The 14,353-nt window shown below is 68.5% G+C and carries 12 protein-coding genes; 4 read left to right on the top strand and 8 right to left on the bottom strand.

The features are described from left to right. Positions 1-7 precede the first annotated feature (7 nt). The 4 genes from AUL28_RS01215 to AUL28_RS01200 all read left to right on the top strand — a co-directional run bounded on the left by AUL28_RS01215 (position 8) and on the right by AUL28_RS01200 (position 5,891). Positions 8-1,993, top strand: coding sequence for a HAMP domain-containing methyl-accepting chemotaxis protein (locus AUL28_RS01215; protein ID WP_062230388.1), 1,986 nt, complete (start codon positions 8-10; stop codon positions 1,991-1,993). A 153-nt stretch (positions 1,994-2,146) separates the two neighbouring features. After that, positions 2,147-3,046 (top strand): ABC transporter substrate-binding protein, encoded by a 900-nt coding sequence (locus AUL28_RS01210; RefSeq protein ID WP_082640155.1) that lies wholly within the window; start codon positions 2,147-2,149, stop codon positions 3,044-3,046. Then, on the top strand, positions 3,043-5,061 hold the full coding sequence (fhuB, locus tag AUL28_RS01205; RefSeq protein WP_082640154.1) for a Fe(3+)-hydroxamate ABC transporter permease FhuB: 2,019 nt from the start codon (positions 3,043-3,045) through the stop codon (positions 5,059-5,061). The genes AUL28_RS01210 and fhuB overlap by 4 nt, the downstream gene beginning before the upstream one ends. A gap of 8 nt (positions 5,062-5,069) precedes the next feature. Next, entirely contained in the window at positions 5,070-5,891 is an 822-nt protein-coding gene (locus tag AUL28_RS01200) for an ABC transporter ATP-binding protein (protein WP_062230387.1), read from the top strand. 61 nt (positions 5,892-5,952) lie between these two features. On the opposite strand, the gene AUL28_RS01195 is transcribed toward AUL28_RS01200, so the two are convergent. The 8 genes from AUL28_RS01195 to AUL28_RS22955 form a co-directional block, all read right to left on the bottom strand. Further along, positions 5,953-7,248: a PQQ-dependent sugar dehydrogenase gene (locus AUL28_RS01195; RefSeq protein ID WP_062230386.1), complete on the bottom strand. Its 1,296-nt coding sequence runs from the start codon at positions 7,246-7,248 to the stop codon at positions 5,953-5,955. A 219-nt stretch (positions 7,249-7,467) separates the two neighbouring features. Next, a complete protein-coding gene (gene gndA / locus AUL28_RS01190) occupies positions 7,468-8,895 on the bottom strand; it encodes an NADP-dependent phosphogluconate dehydrogenase (RefSeq protein ID WP_058599389.1) in 1,428 nt (475 codons plus the stop codon). Positions 8,896-8,986: 91 nt separating this feature from the next. Then, entirely contained in the window at positions 8,987-9,829 is an 843-nt protein-coding gene (gene fghA, locus AUL28_RS01185) for an S-formylglutathione hydrolase (RefSeq protein ID WP_058599388.1), read from the bottom strand. A 27-nt stretch (positions 9,830-9,856) separates the two neighbouring features. After that, complete coding sequence (locus AUL28_RS01180) at positions 9,857-10,327, bottom strand: GNAT family N-acetyltransferase (protein WP_058599387.1); 471 nt, start codon at positions 10,325-10,327, stop codon at positions 9,857-9,859. 200 nt (positions 10,328-10,527) lie between these two features. Then, positions 10,528-11,640: an S-(hydroxymethyl)glutathione dehydrogenase/class III alcohol dehydrogenase gene (locus AUL28_RS01175; RefSeq protein ID WP_062230402.1), complete on the bottom strand. Its 1,113-nt coding sequence runs from the start codon at positions 11,638-11,640 to the stop codon at positions 10,528-10,530. A 333-nt stretch (positions 11,641-11,973) separates the two neighbouring features. Next, positions 11,974-12,852 (bottom strand): BadF/BadG/BcrA/BcrD ATPase family protein, encoded by an 879-nt coding sequence (locus tag AUL28_RS01170; RefSeq protein ID WP_062230385.1) that lies wholly within the window; start codon positions 12,850-12,852, stop codon positions 11,974-11,976. Between the two features lie 94 nt (positions 12,853-12,946). After that, a complete protein-coding gene (locus AUL28_RS01165) occupies positions 12,947-13,870 on the bottom strand; it encodes a pyridoxal-phosphate dependent enzyme (RefSeq protein WP_062230384.1) in 924 nt (307 codons plus the stop codon). Positions 13,871-14,165: 295 nt separating this feature from the next. Next, positions 14,166-14,353: c-type cytochrome (locus AUL28_RS22955; protein WP_374701397.1), on the bottom strand; the 188-nt coding region annotated here is incomplete at its 5' end.

The raw sequence follows: 14,353 nt of genomic DNA, 5'->3' as shown, positions 1-14,353 counted from the left end.
GTTGATCATGCGCGTGACCATCAAGACGAAACTTCTCGCCTCCTTCGGGAGTCTCTTGCTTCTGACAGGGGTCGCAGGCTATGCGGGCGTATCCAGCCTGTCCCACAGCTACAAGAGCATGGAGACCTTCGCGGCGCAGCCGCTGGAGCAGCTCCGCCAGATCAAGGCGCTCGACACGGACGTGATGGCGACACGTCGCCAGCTTCTGGCCCTGATCGTCTATCAGGATGCCAAGAGCCAGGACGCCATCCAAAAGGACTTCGCGCGGATCTGGCAGTCCATCGACGCCGATCTCCAGCAGTTCATGGCCGCCATCCCCGAAGCGCGAAAGAGCGAAGTCGCCGATCTGCCTGGCCTTATCCAGTCCTACCGCGAGATCATCGACAAGTCTCTGGCGCTGATCAAGGCACAGGACAAGGCGCCGGTCGCGACCAGTCTGGCCCGCACGGCCGACGACTTCAACGCGCTGAACACGCAGCTCCGCGAGCTCGGCGCGCGCTATCCCGCGAGCCCCATTCCCCTGCAACTGGTACAAGCCGCCGGGGCCGCGCGTCTGGCGCTCGTCTCCACTTTTGCCAGCACCGATGTTGGTTTGCGTGAGCAAGCCGCCCGCGATCTCGCCTCGGCCGAGACCGCCTTCGCCTCCGGCCTTGCCGCGCTGCGTACCTTGCCCACTGTCGCGCCTGATGCCCTGTCGCGCGTGAAGGCCAGCGCCGATTCGCTGTTCGCCACCGGGCGCGCCATCACGCAGGATGGCGTGAACCGTACCGACGCAACCATGTTCGAATATCTGAACGGCTCCGCCATTCCCAAGGCCAAGGCCGTGTCCGCCGAGGTCGCCAAACTGGTGAGCCGCGCGCAGGAAATCAGCCAGACCTATGTCGAGCACTCGCGCAGCAATTACGAGACGACGCGCCTGACGCTGATCGCCATCGTGGCGGGCGCGATGATGATCGGAACCCTTGCCGCGCTCTGGATCGCGATTTCGATCTCCCGCGCCCTGTCGCGCTCGGCGAGTTTCGCGCGTGCCATCGGCGAGGGTGATCTGACGCAGACACTCGAAACGCGCGGAAGCGACGAGATCACCGCGCTGCAACGTGCCATGAACGATATGGTCACCCAGCTGCGCGGCATCGTGACAGGCGTTCGCCAGTCGGCGGAGCATGTCGCCGGCGGCTCGCACCTCTCCGCCAGTACGGCCGAGCAGCTGAGCCAGGGCGCGAGTGAACAGGCCGCCGCGACCGAGCAGGCCTCCGCCGCGATGGAGGAGATGAGCGCGACCATCCGCCAGACGGCCGACAATGCCCGCCTGACGGAGAAGGTCGCCATGGAAACCAGCCATCACGCCGAGCGCAGCGAAAAGGCCGTGGCCAACTCGCTGGTGGCCATGCGCGAGATCGCCGGCAAGATCGCCGAGGTCGGCGAGATCGCCCGCCAGACCGATCTCTTGGCGCTGAACGCCGCCATCGAGGCGGCACGAGCCGGCCAGCACGGCAAGGGCTTCGCGGTGGTCGCCTCGGAAGTGCGCAAGCTCGCCGAGCGCGCCCAGCGCACATCGGGCGAAATCGCCGACCTGTCCGGCACCTCGCTCGCGACCTCGCAGGAAGCGGGCGATCTCCTGCGCGATCTCGTGCCCGGCATTCACCGCACGGCCGAACTGGTCAGCGAGATTTCGGCCGCCTGCAACGAGCAGAATCTCGGCGCGCAGCAGATCAATCAGGCGATCCAGCAACTGGAACAGGTGACGCAGGTGAATGCAGCCGCCGCCGGCAGCATGTCCGCCACCGCAGCGCAGCTCCAAGCGGAAGCCGCCGGCCTCAACGAGCGCTCCAGCTTCTTCCAGCTGGCCGCGTCCGCTCCCGAGGCCGCAGCCCCGAAGGCGTCCATCCCCGCGCCCCGCTCGGCCGAGGTGACGAAGCTGCGCCCACAGCCGCCCCGCAGCCCCGCTGCCCGGCAGGACGACGCGGACGAGTGGGAGCGCCTCAGCGCCTGACACGTCTCGCCTCAAGATCGGATGAAAGGGCCGCATCACGGCCCTTTTCTCGTTCGCTGGCCCGATACCGAGCGCGGGGCGCGTGACAGCGCTCTTGAACGCATCCGCCGCCGCCGCTAGGAGAAACATGAAATAAAAAGTCAGGATTATCGAATGAGCCGCAACGCGCTCACGCGCCGGAGCTTCGGCCGGTTCTGCCTCGCGGGCGCGAGTCTTGCAGCTTGGCCTGCCGGGGCGCAGGCGCAGACCTTTCCCCAGCGCATGGCGGTGATCGATTACGGACTGGCCGAGGCCCTGATGCTGATCGGCATCACGCCGATCGCCGTCATGTCGGCGGCGGACTGGAAAATCTGGGTGGTGGAGCCTGCCCTGCCGCCCGCAGTCGCCGATCTCGGCGCATCGGTGGAGCCCAATTTCGAGCGGCTGGCGGCGCTCAAGCCCGACCTCATCCTGACAACGAATTATGTCGCCATGGCCGAGCCGACGCTGCGGCGCATCGCGCCCGTCCGGCAGCTGACGATCCATGGCGGTGCGGACGGCTACGCCCCGCTGGCGCGCTCCGCCGAGGTGACGCGCGAGCTGGGTCGCCTGACCGGGCGCGAGGCCGAGGCCGAAAAAGCCATCGCGGAATTCGACGCCGAGATCGCCGCGCTCGGTGCGAGGCTGCGCCCCCGGCACCCAAGGCCCATGCTTTTCGTGTCCTTTCTGGAGCCGAGGCATGTGCGCGTTTACGGCGAGGCCGGCCTTTACGGCAACACGCTGGCAAAGCTCGGCCTCGCCAATGCCTGGACGGGTGAGGTCAACAGCTGGGGCTTCGCGACGGTCGGCGTCGAGGACCTGGTGAAGGCGGGCGAGGCCGAGTGCGTCGCCATCGAGCCCGTGCCGCCCGATGTCTGGCCGGCTCTGGCCCGCTCGCCGCTCTGGACGGAACTTCCCTTCGTGCGCGCCGGGCGCGTCGCCACCATGCCGGCTTCGCTGATGTTCGGCACCCTGCCCTCGGCGCTGCGCTTTGCCCGCCTTCTGGACCAGCTGCCGCCGGAGCGCGCGGCGTGAGCGGCTCGTCGCTGGCCCGCGCCGCCCCGCGCCTGCGTCCCCATTTCGGGGCGGCCCCTCTCGTGCTGCCGCTCCTGGCGCTCAGCCTCGTTGCGGCGGCGGCGTTGCTCGGGCCACCGCTCGCTCATCTCTGGCAGGGTGGCGGGCTTGAAGCCGGCTACGATCCGGCGCGCATGGTGCTTCTCTACGCGACGCTGCCGCGCGCGGCGATGGCGCTTGTGTGCGGTGCGGCACTCGGGGCCTCCGGCGCGCTCCTGCAACAGGCGCTGCGCAATCCGCTCGCCTCGCCCACGACGCTCGGCATTGATGCCGGCGCGCGGCTGGCGCTTGCGGTCGCGACGCTCTGGGCGCCGGGGCTGCTCGGCTTGGGGCGCGATCTCGTGGCGCTGGGCGGCTCGGCGTTTTCGACCCTTCTCGTCTTCGCCCTGGTGCGTCGGCGCGGTTTTGCCGCTGTCACGCTGATCCTTGCCGGGCTCGTGGTCGGCCTCTACGCCGGCGCGCTGTCGGCCCTGCTGACGCTTCTCAACGAGCGCTATCTCGCCTCGCTCTTCATCTGGGGCGCGGGTTCGCTCAGCCAGCAAAGCTGGCAGCCGGTGCAGCAACTGGCCTTGCGGTTGCTGGTGCTTCTGCCCTTCGTGCTCCTGATCCTGCGTCCTCTGGCGCTGCTCGATCTCGACGATGCGAGCGCGCGGGCGCGCGGGCTCGATGCCGGCCGCCTGCGCGCGCTGGCGGTGGGGCTCGCGGTCGTGATGTCGAGCGTGGTGGTGAGCACGGTCGGCGTCATCGGCTTCATCGGCCTCGTCGCGCCCATCCTGTCGCGCCTCGCCGGCGCGCGCAGCCTCAAGAGCCGGCTTCTCGGAGCGACGCTGATCGGCGCGCTGCTTCTGTTTCTGGCCGATAGCGGCGTGCAGCTTCTGGCCGGGCCGCTCGAAACCTTCCTGCCGACCGGGGCCGTGACCGCGCTTCTCGGCTCGCCGCTCCTGCTTCTGCTTCTGCCGCGCCTGCCCAAAGCCGAGCGCCCGCCGCTCGGGGCTGCCCCGGCCTCGCAGAGCCGGGCGCTGTCGCCCGCCTGGCGCAAGGCGCTGATCCTCGGGTTTTCGCTCGCGCTTCTGGTGTTCGCCCTCTTCTTCGGCCGCGACGGGCTGACGGGCGGCTGGCATTGGCTCGCGCCGGCCGAGTTCGCCGAAATCCTGCCCTGGCGCTGGCCTCGGATGCTCGGCGCGGCGGCGGCGGGATGCATGCTGGGTCTTGCCGGCTTCATTCTCCAGCGCCTCACCGGCAACGAGTTGGCGAGCCCGGAAGTCCTCGGCATCAGCGCCGGCGCGGCCTTTGCCGCCGCGCTTTCGCTGTTTCTGGCGGCGACGCCCCATGCCTCGCTGATCGGGCTCATGGCGGTGCTCGGCAGCCTCGCGGTGATCCTGGCGATTCTCGCGCTTGGCCGTCGCTCCGGCTTCCAGCCCGAGCGGGTTCTGCTCGCCGGCATAGCGCTGAACGCGCTGCTCGACGCCGTGGTCGGGCTTCTGTCGGCCACGGGAGACCCGCGCGCGCTGATGCTCTTTGCCTGGATGGCCGGCTCCACCAGTGGGCTCGACGCCGCCACATCGCTCTGGGCAGCCGGCGGCGCGGTCCTCTTCACGGCGCTGACGCTTCTGGCCGCGCGCCCGCTCGGCCTCTTGCCGCTCGGCCCCGCCGGAGCGGCCTCGCTCGGCCTGCCGCTCGCCCGCGCGCGGCTCCTGCTCTTTCTGCTCGCCGCCTGCCTCACGGCCGCCGCCACCCCCCTTGTCGGCCCGCTCACCTTTGTCGGGCTGATGGCGCCCCATGCCGCGCGGCTCCTGGGGCTGCACCGCGCCGCGCCCGCGCTTCTCGCCTCTGCCCTGTCGGGTGCGCTGCTTCTCGTCATGGCCGACTGGCTCGGCCGCACCCTCGCCTATCCCTGGCAGATGCCGACCGGCATCGTCGCCGCGCTGATCGGCGCGCCGGCCCTGATGCTGCTTCTCAACCGCCGCTCCGCATGAGGTCCGCCATGCTCGATACGCCCGCGCCCGCGCGCGCCGCAGCCGCCTCACCTGAGCCTGATGGCTTCTCGCTGGAGGGCGTCTCCTTCGACGTGCCGGGCCGCCGGCTCCTCTATGACGTGACGCTGGACCTGCCCGCAGGCCGCGTCGTCGGGCTGGTCGGGCACAATGGCTCGGGCAAGTCGACGCTCCTGAAGCTCCTCGCCCGGCAGGAAAGCCCGAGCGCCGGTCGCCTCGCCTTCGCCGGCCGGGATATAAGCCAATGGGGCTCGCGCGATTTCGCCCGCGCCGTTGCCTATCTCCCGCAATCGACGCCCGCAGCACCGGGCATGAGCGTGCGCGAACTCGTCGCCCTCGGCCGCTATCCCTGGCACGGGCCGTTCGGGCGCTTCGGCGCGGCCGACCGGCAAAAGGTGGCCGAGGCCCTGGCGCTGACGGATACGGAGGCGATGGGCGATCAGGCGGTGGACGCGCTGTCGGGGGGCGAGCGCCAGCGCGTCTGGCTCGCCATGCTGGTGGCGCAGGATGCGCGCTGCCTTCTTCTGGACGAGCCGATCTCTGCGCTCGACGTCGCGCATCAGATCGAGATTCTGGATCTCGTTCGCCGGCTCAGCCATGAGAAGGGCGTCGGCGTCGTCGCCGTCCTCCACGAGGTCAATATGGCCGCGCGCTTCTGCGACGAGATTCTGGCGCTGAAAGGCGGGCGGGTCGTGGCGCGCGGGCGGCCGCGCGAGGTCGTCTCGCCCGAGCCGCTGAAGCGCATCTACGGGCTCGACATGGCCGTCATGCCTCATCCCCATTCGGGAGACCCGATGGCCTTTCCGCTCTGAGTTCAAAAGCCGGCCCTTTCGAGCCGGCTTCTTCATGATTCATGAGAAGAGAGAACGCCGCTCAGTCCGCCGCCGCCACGCGCAGGATGGTGGACGAGCCCTCGCCCTGCCGGCGCTCGGTCAGCGCATAGACCGCGCCGTCCGGGCCGACCTTCACGTCGCGGATGCGCGCTTCGAGCGGCACGCGCTCCTCGCTCTTCACCCGGTCGCCGTCGAGATGGACGATCACCAGACCCTGCGTGACGAGGCCGCCCATGATGAAGGCGTTCTGCCAGGCCGGAAATTCCTCGCCGCGATAGAGTGTCATTCCCGATGGGCCGATCACCGGGTCCCAATAATAGGCGGGCTGCTCCATGCCCTCCATCGCCGTCTTGCCCTCGCCGATCGGGCCGCCGCCATAGTCGATGCCATAGGTGATGACGGGCCAGCCGTAGTTCTTGCCCGCTTCCGGGCGGTTCAGCTCGTCGCCGCCGCGCGCGCCGTGCTCCACCGTCCAGAGCCGCCCGTCGGCATCCAGCGCGGCGGACTGGATGTTGCGGTGGCCATAGCTCCAGATCGCGCCTTGCGCGCCCTCGCGCTTCACGAAAGGATTGTCCTCGGGGATCGAACCGTCAGCGTTGATGCGGAAGACCTTGCCGAGACCCGAATTCAGATCCTGCGCCTGATCGCGGATCGGCGTGTCGGAGCGTTCGCCGACGCCGAGCAGGATCTTGCCATCGGGCGCAAACACGATGCGCGAGCCAAAATGCTTGTCGCCGTCATAGGCGGGCACCTGCTGGAAGACGACCTTCATTCCCTCCAGCTTGGCTTGGTCGCCTTCCATCACGAGCTTGGCGCTGGCGAGCGAGGTGCCGTTGCCCCCGCCCTCGCGCGGCTCGGAGAAGGTGAAGTAGATCATGCCGTCATCCGCGAAACCCGGCGCGAGCGCGACGTCGAGCAGGCCGCCCTGGCCGCTGGACTCCACCTTCGGGACGCCGCTGACGGTGGTCCTGGTCTTGCCGTCGGCCGAGAGCACCATCATCTCGCCCTTCTTGGCGGTGACGAGCATCCGGCCGTCGGGCAGGAACTCCATGGCCCAGAGATGCGGCAGGTCTTCGACAACGGTGGTGGTCGTGACCTTGGCAAGCTCGGCCGGCTGCGGCGCGCGCGTCTGGTTCTCGAAGGCGGGTTTCTGGTTCGGCGCGTTGGCCTCGGCCGTTTCGGCGGGCTGGCCGGGCGCGTTGCCGGCGTCGGGCAGGTTGCCGTCCACATGCGACAGGCGGTCGGCCTGCGAGCCCTCGGCTTGGGCCAGGGCGGGGCCGGCGCTGAGAAGCGTAGAAGCGAGAAGCACGGCGAGAAGGCGGGATGACGAGCGCATCGGGTCGGGTCTCACGAGTTGGAGGCAGCGACGCTTCGGCCGCTCTGACCCAGCCAAGTGGCGTCGGCCCGCCGCCCAACAACCGGCTTCGCGCCGATGTGATTCATCCGTGTTGACACGATTGTCTGGCGCGCGCTCGACCTGAAAGCCTTTTTCCATATGGCTTTCCAACGAAAAGGGCCCGCTTGCGCGAGCCCTTCACGATCGTGGGAGGTCGGATCAGACCTGCGGCCACTTGTGGTGGAACACGCCTTCCCGGTCGAGCCGGCGGAACGTGTGCGCGCCGAAGAGATCGCGCTGCGCCTGCGTCAGGTTGGTGGTGCCGCGCGCGTGGCGATAATCGTCGAAATAGGCGAGCGCGGCCGAGAGCGCCGGAATGGGAAGCCCGGCCAGCGCCGCCTTGGCGACGACGCGGCGAAGGCTCGCCTGCCCCTCGCGCACGCGGCTGGCGAAGTGGGGGGACTGGAGGAGGTTGACGACCTCGCCCGCCTCGTAGGCCTGCGTGATGTCGTCCAGAAAGCGCGAGCGGATGATGCAGCCGGCGCGCCAGATACGGGCGATGCCACCGAGCGGCAGGTTCCAGCCGAACTCGCGGCTGGCCTCGGCCATCACGGCATAACCCTGCGCATAGGCGATGATCTTGGCGGTCTCGAGCGCGGCTTCCAGTTCCGCGAGCCCGTCATGGTCGCCATGGAACTCCGCGCGCGCCGTTTCGATATCGCCGAACAGCTTTTCGGCTTCGGCGCGCTCGGCGCGGCGCGAGGAGATGCCGCGTGCCGAAACGGCCGCTTCCAGCGTGGTCGCGCCGACGCCGAGCTTCTGCGCCTCGATCACCGACCAGCGGCCCGTGCCCTTCTGGCCGGCTTCGTCCACGATCACGTCCACCAGCGGCTTGCCGGTCTCGGGGTCCTTCTCGCGCAGCGTCACGGCGGTGATCTCGACCAGATAGGACTGGAGGCCGCGCGTGTTCCAGTCGGAGAAGATGTCCCCGATCTCGCCCGCCGACAGGCCGATGCCGTCGCGCAGGACGCCGTAGATCTCGGCGATCATCTGCATGTCGGCATATTCGATGCCGTTATGGATCGTCTTGACGAAATGGCCCGCGCCATCCGTGCCGAGCCAGTCCACGCAGGGGCTGGCGTCGAACTTGGCCGAGATCGGCTCCAGAAGCGGCTTCAGGCGCTGCCAGACGGCCTGATCCCCGCCCACCATGATGGAAGGGCCGTGGCGCGCGCCCTCTTCGCCGCCCGAGACGCCCATGCCGACGAAGTGGATGCCCGTGTCCTTGATCGCGCGCTCGCGGCGCACCGTGTCGTTGAAATCGGCATTGCCGGCGTCGATCAGAATGTCGCCGGGGGCGAGATGCGGCAGCACGAGGTCGATCTGCTCATCCACCGGCTTGCCGGCATTGACCATGATGACCACGACGCGCGGGCTCTTGAGCGTCGAAATGAAATGCTCGATCGAGTCGGCGGGCACGAGGCGCTCGGCCAGCGCGGGATTGCTGTCCCTGATGCCATAGGCCTTTTCCACCGTGCGGTTGCCCAGCGCCACGGTGAAGCCGCCATTGTCGGCGAAGTTCAGCGCCAGATTGGCGCCCATCGTGCCCATGCCGAGCACGCCGAGATCGGCTTGTTGTTCGCTCATGTCGTCCTGTCCCCCTGTTGCGGCATCCCGCCTGCCGCCGTCCACATCATGAAAAAGGGCGGTCGGATCGCTCCGCCGCCCCACCCGATCGTCAGCCCTTCAGACGGTCCGCGTGGTAGCGCAGATGATCGTCCATGAAGGTGGAGATGAAGTTGTAGGAATGGTCGTAGCCCTCGCGCATGTTGAGGGTCAGCTTGATGCCGGCGCGCTCGCAGGCCTTGGCGAGAAGCTGCGGGCGCAGGCCGGTGTCGAGGAACGAATCGGCCGTGCCCTGATCGACGTAGAATTCCGGGAAGCGGTGGCCGTCCTCGATCAGCGCCGTCGCGTCGTAGAGGCGCTGCGACTTGGCGCCGACGCCCAGATACTTGTCGAGCGCGGGCTTGGACCAGTCGGCCGTGGTCGGCTGGACGATCGGCGCGAAGGCCGAGGCCGAGCGATAGGTCTCGGGATTGCGCAGCGCGATGGTGAGCGCGCCGTGCCCGCCCATGGAATGGCCGAATAGGCCCTGGCGCTTCATGTCGGCCGGGAAGTGCGTGGCGAGATAGCCGGGTAGTTCGTCGGTCACGTAGGTGTACATGCGGTAGTTCTCGGCATAGGGCTCGCGCGTCGCGTCCACATAGAAGCCCGCGCCCGAACCGAACTGCCAATTGTCTTTCTCGTCCGGCACGTCGGCCCCGCGCGGGCTGGTGTCGGGCAGAACGATCATCAGGCCGAGTTCGGCGGCGAGCCGCCGGTATTCCGCCTTGTCCATGGCGTTCTGGTGCGAGCAGGTAAGGCCCGAGAGATACCAGAGAACGGGAACGCGCCCCTCGCTCGCCTGCGGCGGCACGAACACGGCAAAGGTCATCAGCGTGTCGGTCGCCCGCGAATGGTGGCGATACACGCCCTGCGTGCCGCCATGGGCCTTCGCGGTGGAAACGATATCGAGCGGCATGGTCAAAGGTCCTTGCGCGAGAAGCGATCAGGGATGAAACGCGGCGCCCGCGTGGCGTCGCATATCGACATGGGGAATGTCGTCTTCGAGATAAGTCTCCGACACGGGCTGGAAGCCGTGCTTGCCATAAAAGAGTTGAAGATGGCTTTGCGCCGACAGAACGATGTCGGCTCCAGCAAAATTCTCGGCACAAAAATCGAGCGCCTCGCCCATCATGCGATGGCCGAGCCCGGTGCCGCGATGCGCCGGCGAGGTCGCGATGCGCCCGATGCGCGCCGGCTCGCCAAGCCGTTCCGGCGCAAAGACGCGCAGGCATCCGGCCAAGAAGCCCGCCTCCCGCCGCAGGAGATGGAAGGCCGCCGGGTCCTGCCCGTCGATCTCGGCGAAGGCGCAGGCCTGCTCCACCACGAACACATCGCAGCGCAGCTTCAGGAGGTCGTGAAGTTCGCGAACCGTCAGTTCATCGAACCGCCGCCAGCGCCATTCCTCATCCGTCATTCCCGGCACCTGTCTGGACATTCGCCAGCTCGAGGCCGGCGAGAGATTCGTGGACGTCGCAAGGCGCCGATCCCTGTCATGCTAAGCGCCGAGCCCCCGCCCTGGCAAGCTCGGCGCCAACGCGCAAACCCCGCCGCGCGGACGCGGCAGGGCTCGACCTCAGGATCGGGACAGGCCCGACCGCATCGACAAAAGCGATCTTAGTAAACCACCACCGAGCGGATCGACTTGCCTTCGTGCATGAGGTCGAACGCCGTGTTGATCTCGTCCAGCGACATCTTGTGGGTGATGAGGTCGTCGATGTTGATCTTGCCGTCCATGTACCAGTCGACGATCTTGGGAACGTCGGTGCGGCCGCGCGCGCCGCCGAAGGCCGTGCCCTTCCAGACGCGGCCCGTGACGAGCTGGAACGGACGGGTCGAGATTTCCTTGCCCGCTTCCGCGACGCCGATGATGATCGACTCGCCCCAGCCGCGATGGCAGCATTCCAGCGCCTGACGCATGACGGTCGTGTTGCCGGTCGCGTCGAAGGAGAAGTCCGCGCCGCCGCCCGTCAGATCGAGGATCGCCTGCACGACCTTGTCGTGGCCGACCTCGTTCGGGTTGATATAGTCGGTCATGCCGAACTTGCGGGCCATCTCGACCTTGGCGGGGTTGAGATCGACGCCGATGATCTTGTCCGCGCCGACCATGCGCGCGCCCTGGAGCACGTTGAGGCCGATACCGCCCAGACCGAAGACCACGACATTGGCGCCCGGCCAGACCTTGGCCGTGTAGATCACGGCGCCGATGCCCGTCGTCACGCCGCAGCCGATATAGCAGATCTTGTCGAAGGGGGCGTCCTCGCGCACCTTCGCCACCGCGATCTCGGGCAGAACGGTGAAGTTCGAGAAGGTCGAGCAGCCCATATAATGGAAGACGGTCGCCTCGTCGCAGCGGAAGCGCGAGGTGCCGTCGGGCATCACGCCTTGGCCTTGGGTCGAGCGGATGGCGGTGCAGAGATTGGTGCGCTGCGACAGGCAGCTCTTACAATTGCGGCATTCGGGCGTGTAGAGCGGGATCACATGGTCGCCCGGCTTCACGGAGGTGACGCCCGCGCCGACCTCGCGCACGATGCCCGCGCCTTCATGGCCGAGAATGGCGGGGAACTTGCCTTCGGAATCCAGACCCGACAGCGTGTAGGCGTCGGTGTGGCAGACGCCCGTCGCCATGATCTCCACCAGCACTTCGCCCGGCTGCGGACCGCGAATATCGACGGTCTCGATCGTCAGCGGCTTGCCGGCTTCCCAGGCTACGGCGGCACGTGATTTCATCGTCTTCGCTTCCTCATGCAAGGCCGCGCCGGTGCGACACGGCTATTTCCCTCACGCTGTCGTTACACGATTCGAGGCGGTTCGCGCCACCATGTGAGCGACAAGGACGGGCGTCTATCCGACATGGAAACGCGGGCCCGGCTTGAGTCGCGCCAAGATAAGCCGGCAAAGCGGAGCGATATGATGCGAGTCGGGGGAGGATTTTTTCGCTCTGGCTTTCAGCCGCGTCCGCAAACCATTGCCGATGTCGCCTCGCATCGACGGGCTTCGCTTCACCGCGGTTGGACGAAAACCTCTCGCACGCGTTCGGCTTCGAGGATTTGCGAGATGCCCTTATGCTGACGCCCCCGCCAGCGGCAACCCGGCCAGCGCCAGCGCGCCATCCAAGGCATCCCCCATCGGCTCGGCAAGGCGACGGGCCAGCGCTTGGGGCAGATAGGGCTGGATCGCGGTGGACAGGCCGCCGATCAGCGCGATGCGCGGGCAGCCGGCGGCCTCCAGCGTCGCGGCGAGGGCGGCCAGCGCGTCACCCGCGCTTTCCATCAGCAATTGGGCCACCTTGTCGCCGCGCTCGGCATGGAGCGTCACGAGCGGGGCGAGCGCCGCATAGTCGGTCGGCGTCGCGCCGTCGCACCAAAGCGTCATGGCCGGGGCGCGCGCGCCGAAACGATCCAGCAACGCTTCGGTCAGCGGCGTCGGCTGAAGGCGACCGTCGAGCGCCTGGAAGGCGGCTTCCATGGCGGAAAGGCCGAGCCGCGCGCCCGAACCCTCGTCGGAGGCCGGAAAGCCGTAGCCGCCAAAGCGCAGCGTCTCCCCGCCCCGCAGCGCATAGGCGATGGAGCCCGTGCCGGCGATCACCACGCCGCCATCGGCCCCGCCATGGGCGCCCAGACACGCGATCGTGCCGTCATCGGTGAGGGTCAGGCTTTCGAACGGATGCGGCCGCAGGGCGAAATCCTCCGCCACGCCCTCGCGACGAAAGCCGGCAATGCCGGCCGCCGCGCGCACCCGGCCGAAGGCGAAGGGGCCGAGTTCGGCCGCCCGCCATGCCTCGCGCGCGGCCGACATCATGGCGTCGAATACCGCTTCGACGCCCAGCCGCGCCGACGCCGGCCCCGCCGCGCCTTCCCCGAACAGCGCGCCGCTCTCGTCGATCAGCCGGGCGCGGCAGGCCGTACCGCCCGCGTCGATGCCCAGAAACAAGATGCTCATGCCCGCTCCCCCGAATCAGCTCGGGATGATGCGCGGCCGATGCCCGCGAGGCGAGAGGGGCCGAGGCGAAAACCATGCATCCCGTAGAAACGCGTCAGGCCGCATTCGCGAGCGCGGCTTGGGCGGCGCGGATCGTGTCGATGGTCGCAACCGCCCCTCCGCAGACGACGACAAGAACCGAACGGAGGCCCGAAAGGTCGGCCGCGCCCTCTTCCAAAGCCGCCAGCGCCGCGCCGCAGGCGGGTTCGACCAGAATGCGGTGATCCTCCAGAAAGCGCTCGCAGGCCGCCAGCGCCGCGCGGTCGCTCACGAGAACGGGGCGGATGTCGTGGCGCTTGGTCAGCTCGAACGCCTGCTCGCAGACCTGCCGGGCGGCGAGCGAGGTCGCGACGGTCGCGATCTCCGAAAGTTCCACTCGCTGCCCGGCTTCCACGGAGCGCGCCAGCGAGGCCGCGCCGTGCGTCTCCACCGCGAAGACGGGCGTGCTCAATCCGTTGCGCTTCAGCCCTTCCACCACGCCGGCGAGAAGCCCGCCGCCGCCGACCGAGAGCACCACCGCGTCGAAGCGCGCGCCTTGGCCGATCGCCTCGTCGATCAGGCTCGCATGACCCTCCCAGAGAAGCGGATCGTCGAAGGGATGAAGGAACGCCGTCGCCTCGTCCACGAGCGACAGCGCCAGCGCGTTGGCCTCGTGCCACGCCGCGCCGTGGACGCGCAGTTCCGCACCCTCGGCCTCGATCAGGGCGCGGGCCCGCGTGCTCGTGGTTTCCGGCACGACGACCGTGACGGGCAGGCCGAGCCGGCGGCCGGCATAGGCGACGGCGAGCCCCGCATTGCCGCCGGAGGAGGAGACGAAACGCCGCTTGCCGGCTTGCGCATGGCGCTCGCAGGCGTGGCCGATGCCCCGGAGCTTGAAGGAGCCGGGCGGCTGGAGGGCTTCGAGCTTCAACAGGACGTCGAGCCCCTTCCTCGACAAAGGCGAGGAGGCGATAAGGGGCGTCTCGATATGAAGCGGCATGTCGGCTTTCCCCACAAAGCCGGCACGTGCTCGCCAGCTCGTTCGAAAGGCCGGCTTAGCGCCCCGGTGTCGCGCTGGGAAGGGCTGCCCCCTTGAAGGATCCGGCGAGCAGCACGGCCACTTCGAGGCGGGCATCCCGATGGATGGGTCGGACGCCGGCCCCACGCCGACGCCACCGCAGCCCGCATAAAACGGAGCGACAGACCGGCGCTCCGCCGCTGCCTGGCGGTTCGGCGCGGGGTGTTGGGCCGTCGAGCGGAGGCGCCGGGACCGCTCTTCCCGATCAAACCCGCCTTCAAGGCGCGGCGCGCGAATACCAGAGCGCCAGCGCGTCGATCTGCTCTTCGGTCATGTTGGTGGCGATCGGTATCATCACATGGTTGAACGGCGTGCCGCCCCGGTGCTTGTCCTTCCAGAGCTGGAGCTGCGTGGCGATAAACCATTCCGGCTGGCCGGCGAGGCGGGGGTGATGCGGGTTCTTCT

This window comes from Aureimonas sp. N4, assembly GCF_001463925.1.
Classification (GTDB): domain Bacteria; phylum Pseudomonadota; class Alphaproteobacteria; order Rhizobiales; family Rhizobiaceae; genus Aureimonas; species Aureimonas ureilytica_A.
This window is presented reverse-complemented; position numbering and strand designations above follow the sequence as displayed.

Bases quoted from the DNA above. Each gene is read 5' to 3' on its own strand.
- fghA (WP_058599388.1), bottom strand. From the start codon at position 9,829: ATGCCGCTCGATATCGTTTCCACCGCGAAGGCCCATGGCGGCACGCAG.
- AUL28_RS01170 (WP_062230385.1), bottom strand. From the start codon at position 12,852: ATGAGCATCTTGTTTCTGGGCATCGACGCGGGCGGTACGGCCTGCCGC.
- AUL28_RS01210 (WP_082640155.1), top strand. From the start codon at position 2,147: ATGAGCCGCAACGCGCTCACGCGCCGGAGCTTCGGCCGGTTCTGCCTC.
- AUL28_RS01175 (WP_062230402.1), bottom strand. From the start codon at position 11,640: ATGAAATCACGTGCCGCCGTAGCCTGGGAAGCCGGCAAGCCGCTGACG.
- AUL28_RS01200 (WP_062230387.1), top strand. From the start codon at position 5,070: ATGCTCGATACGCCCGCGCCCGCGCGCGCCGCAGCCGCCTCACCTGAG.
- AUL28_RS01195 (WP_062230386.1), bottom strand. From the start codon at position 7,248: ATGCGCTCGTCATCCCGCCTTCTCGCCGTGCTTCTCGCTTCTACGCTT.
- AUL28_RS01180 (WP_058599387.1), bottom strand. From the start codon at position 10,327: ATGACGGATGAGGAATGGCGCTGGCGGCGGTTCGATGAACTGACGGTT.
- gndA (WP_058599389.1), bottom strand. From the start codon at position 8,895: ATGAGCGAACAACAAGCCGATCTCGGCGTGCTCGGCATGGGCACGATG.
- AUL28_RS01215 (WP_062230388.1), top strand. From the start codon at position 8: ATGCGCGTGACCATCAAGACGAAACTTCTCGCCTCCTTCGGGAGTCTC.
- AUL28_RS01165 (WP_062230384.1), bottom strand. From the start codon at position 13,870: ATGCCGCTTCATATCGAGACGCCCCTTATCGCCTCCTCGCCTTTGTCG.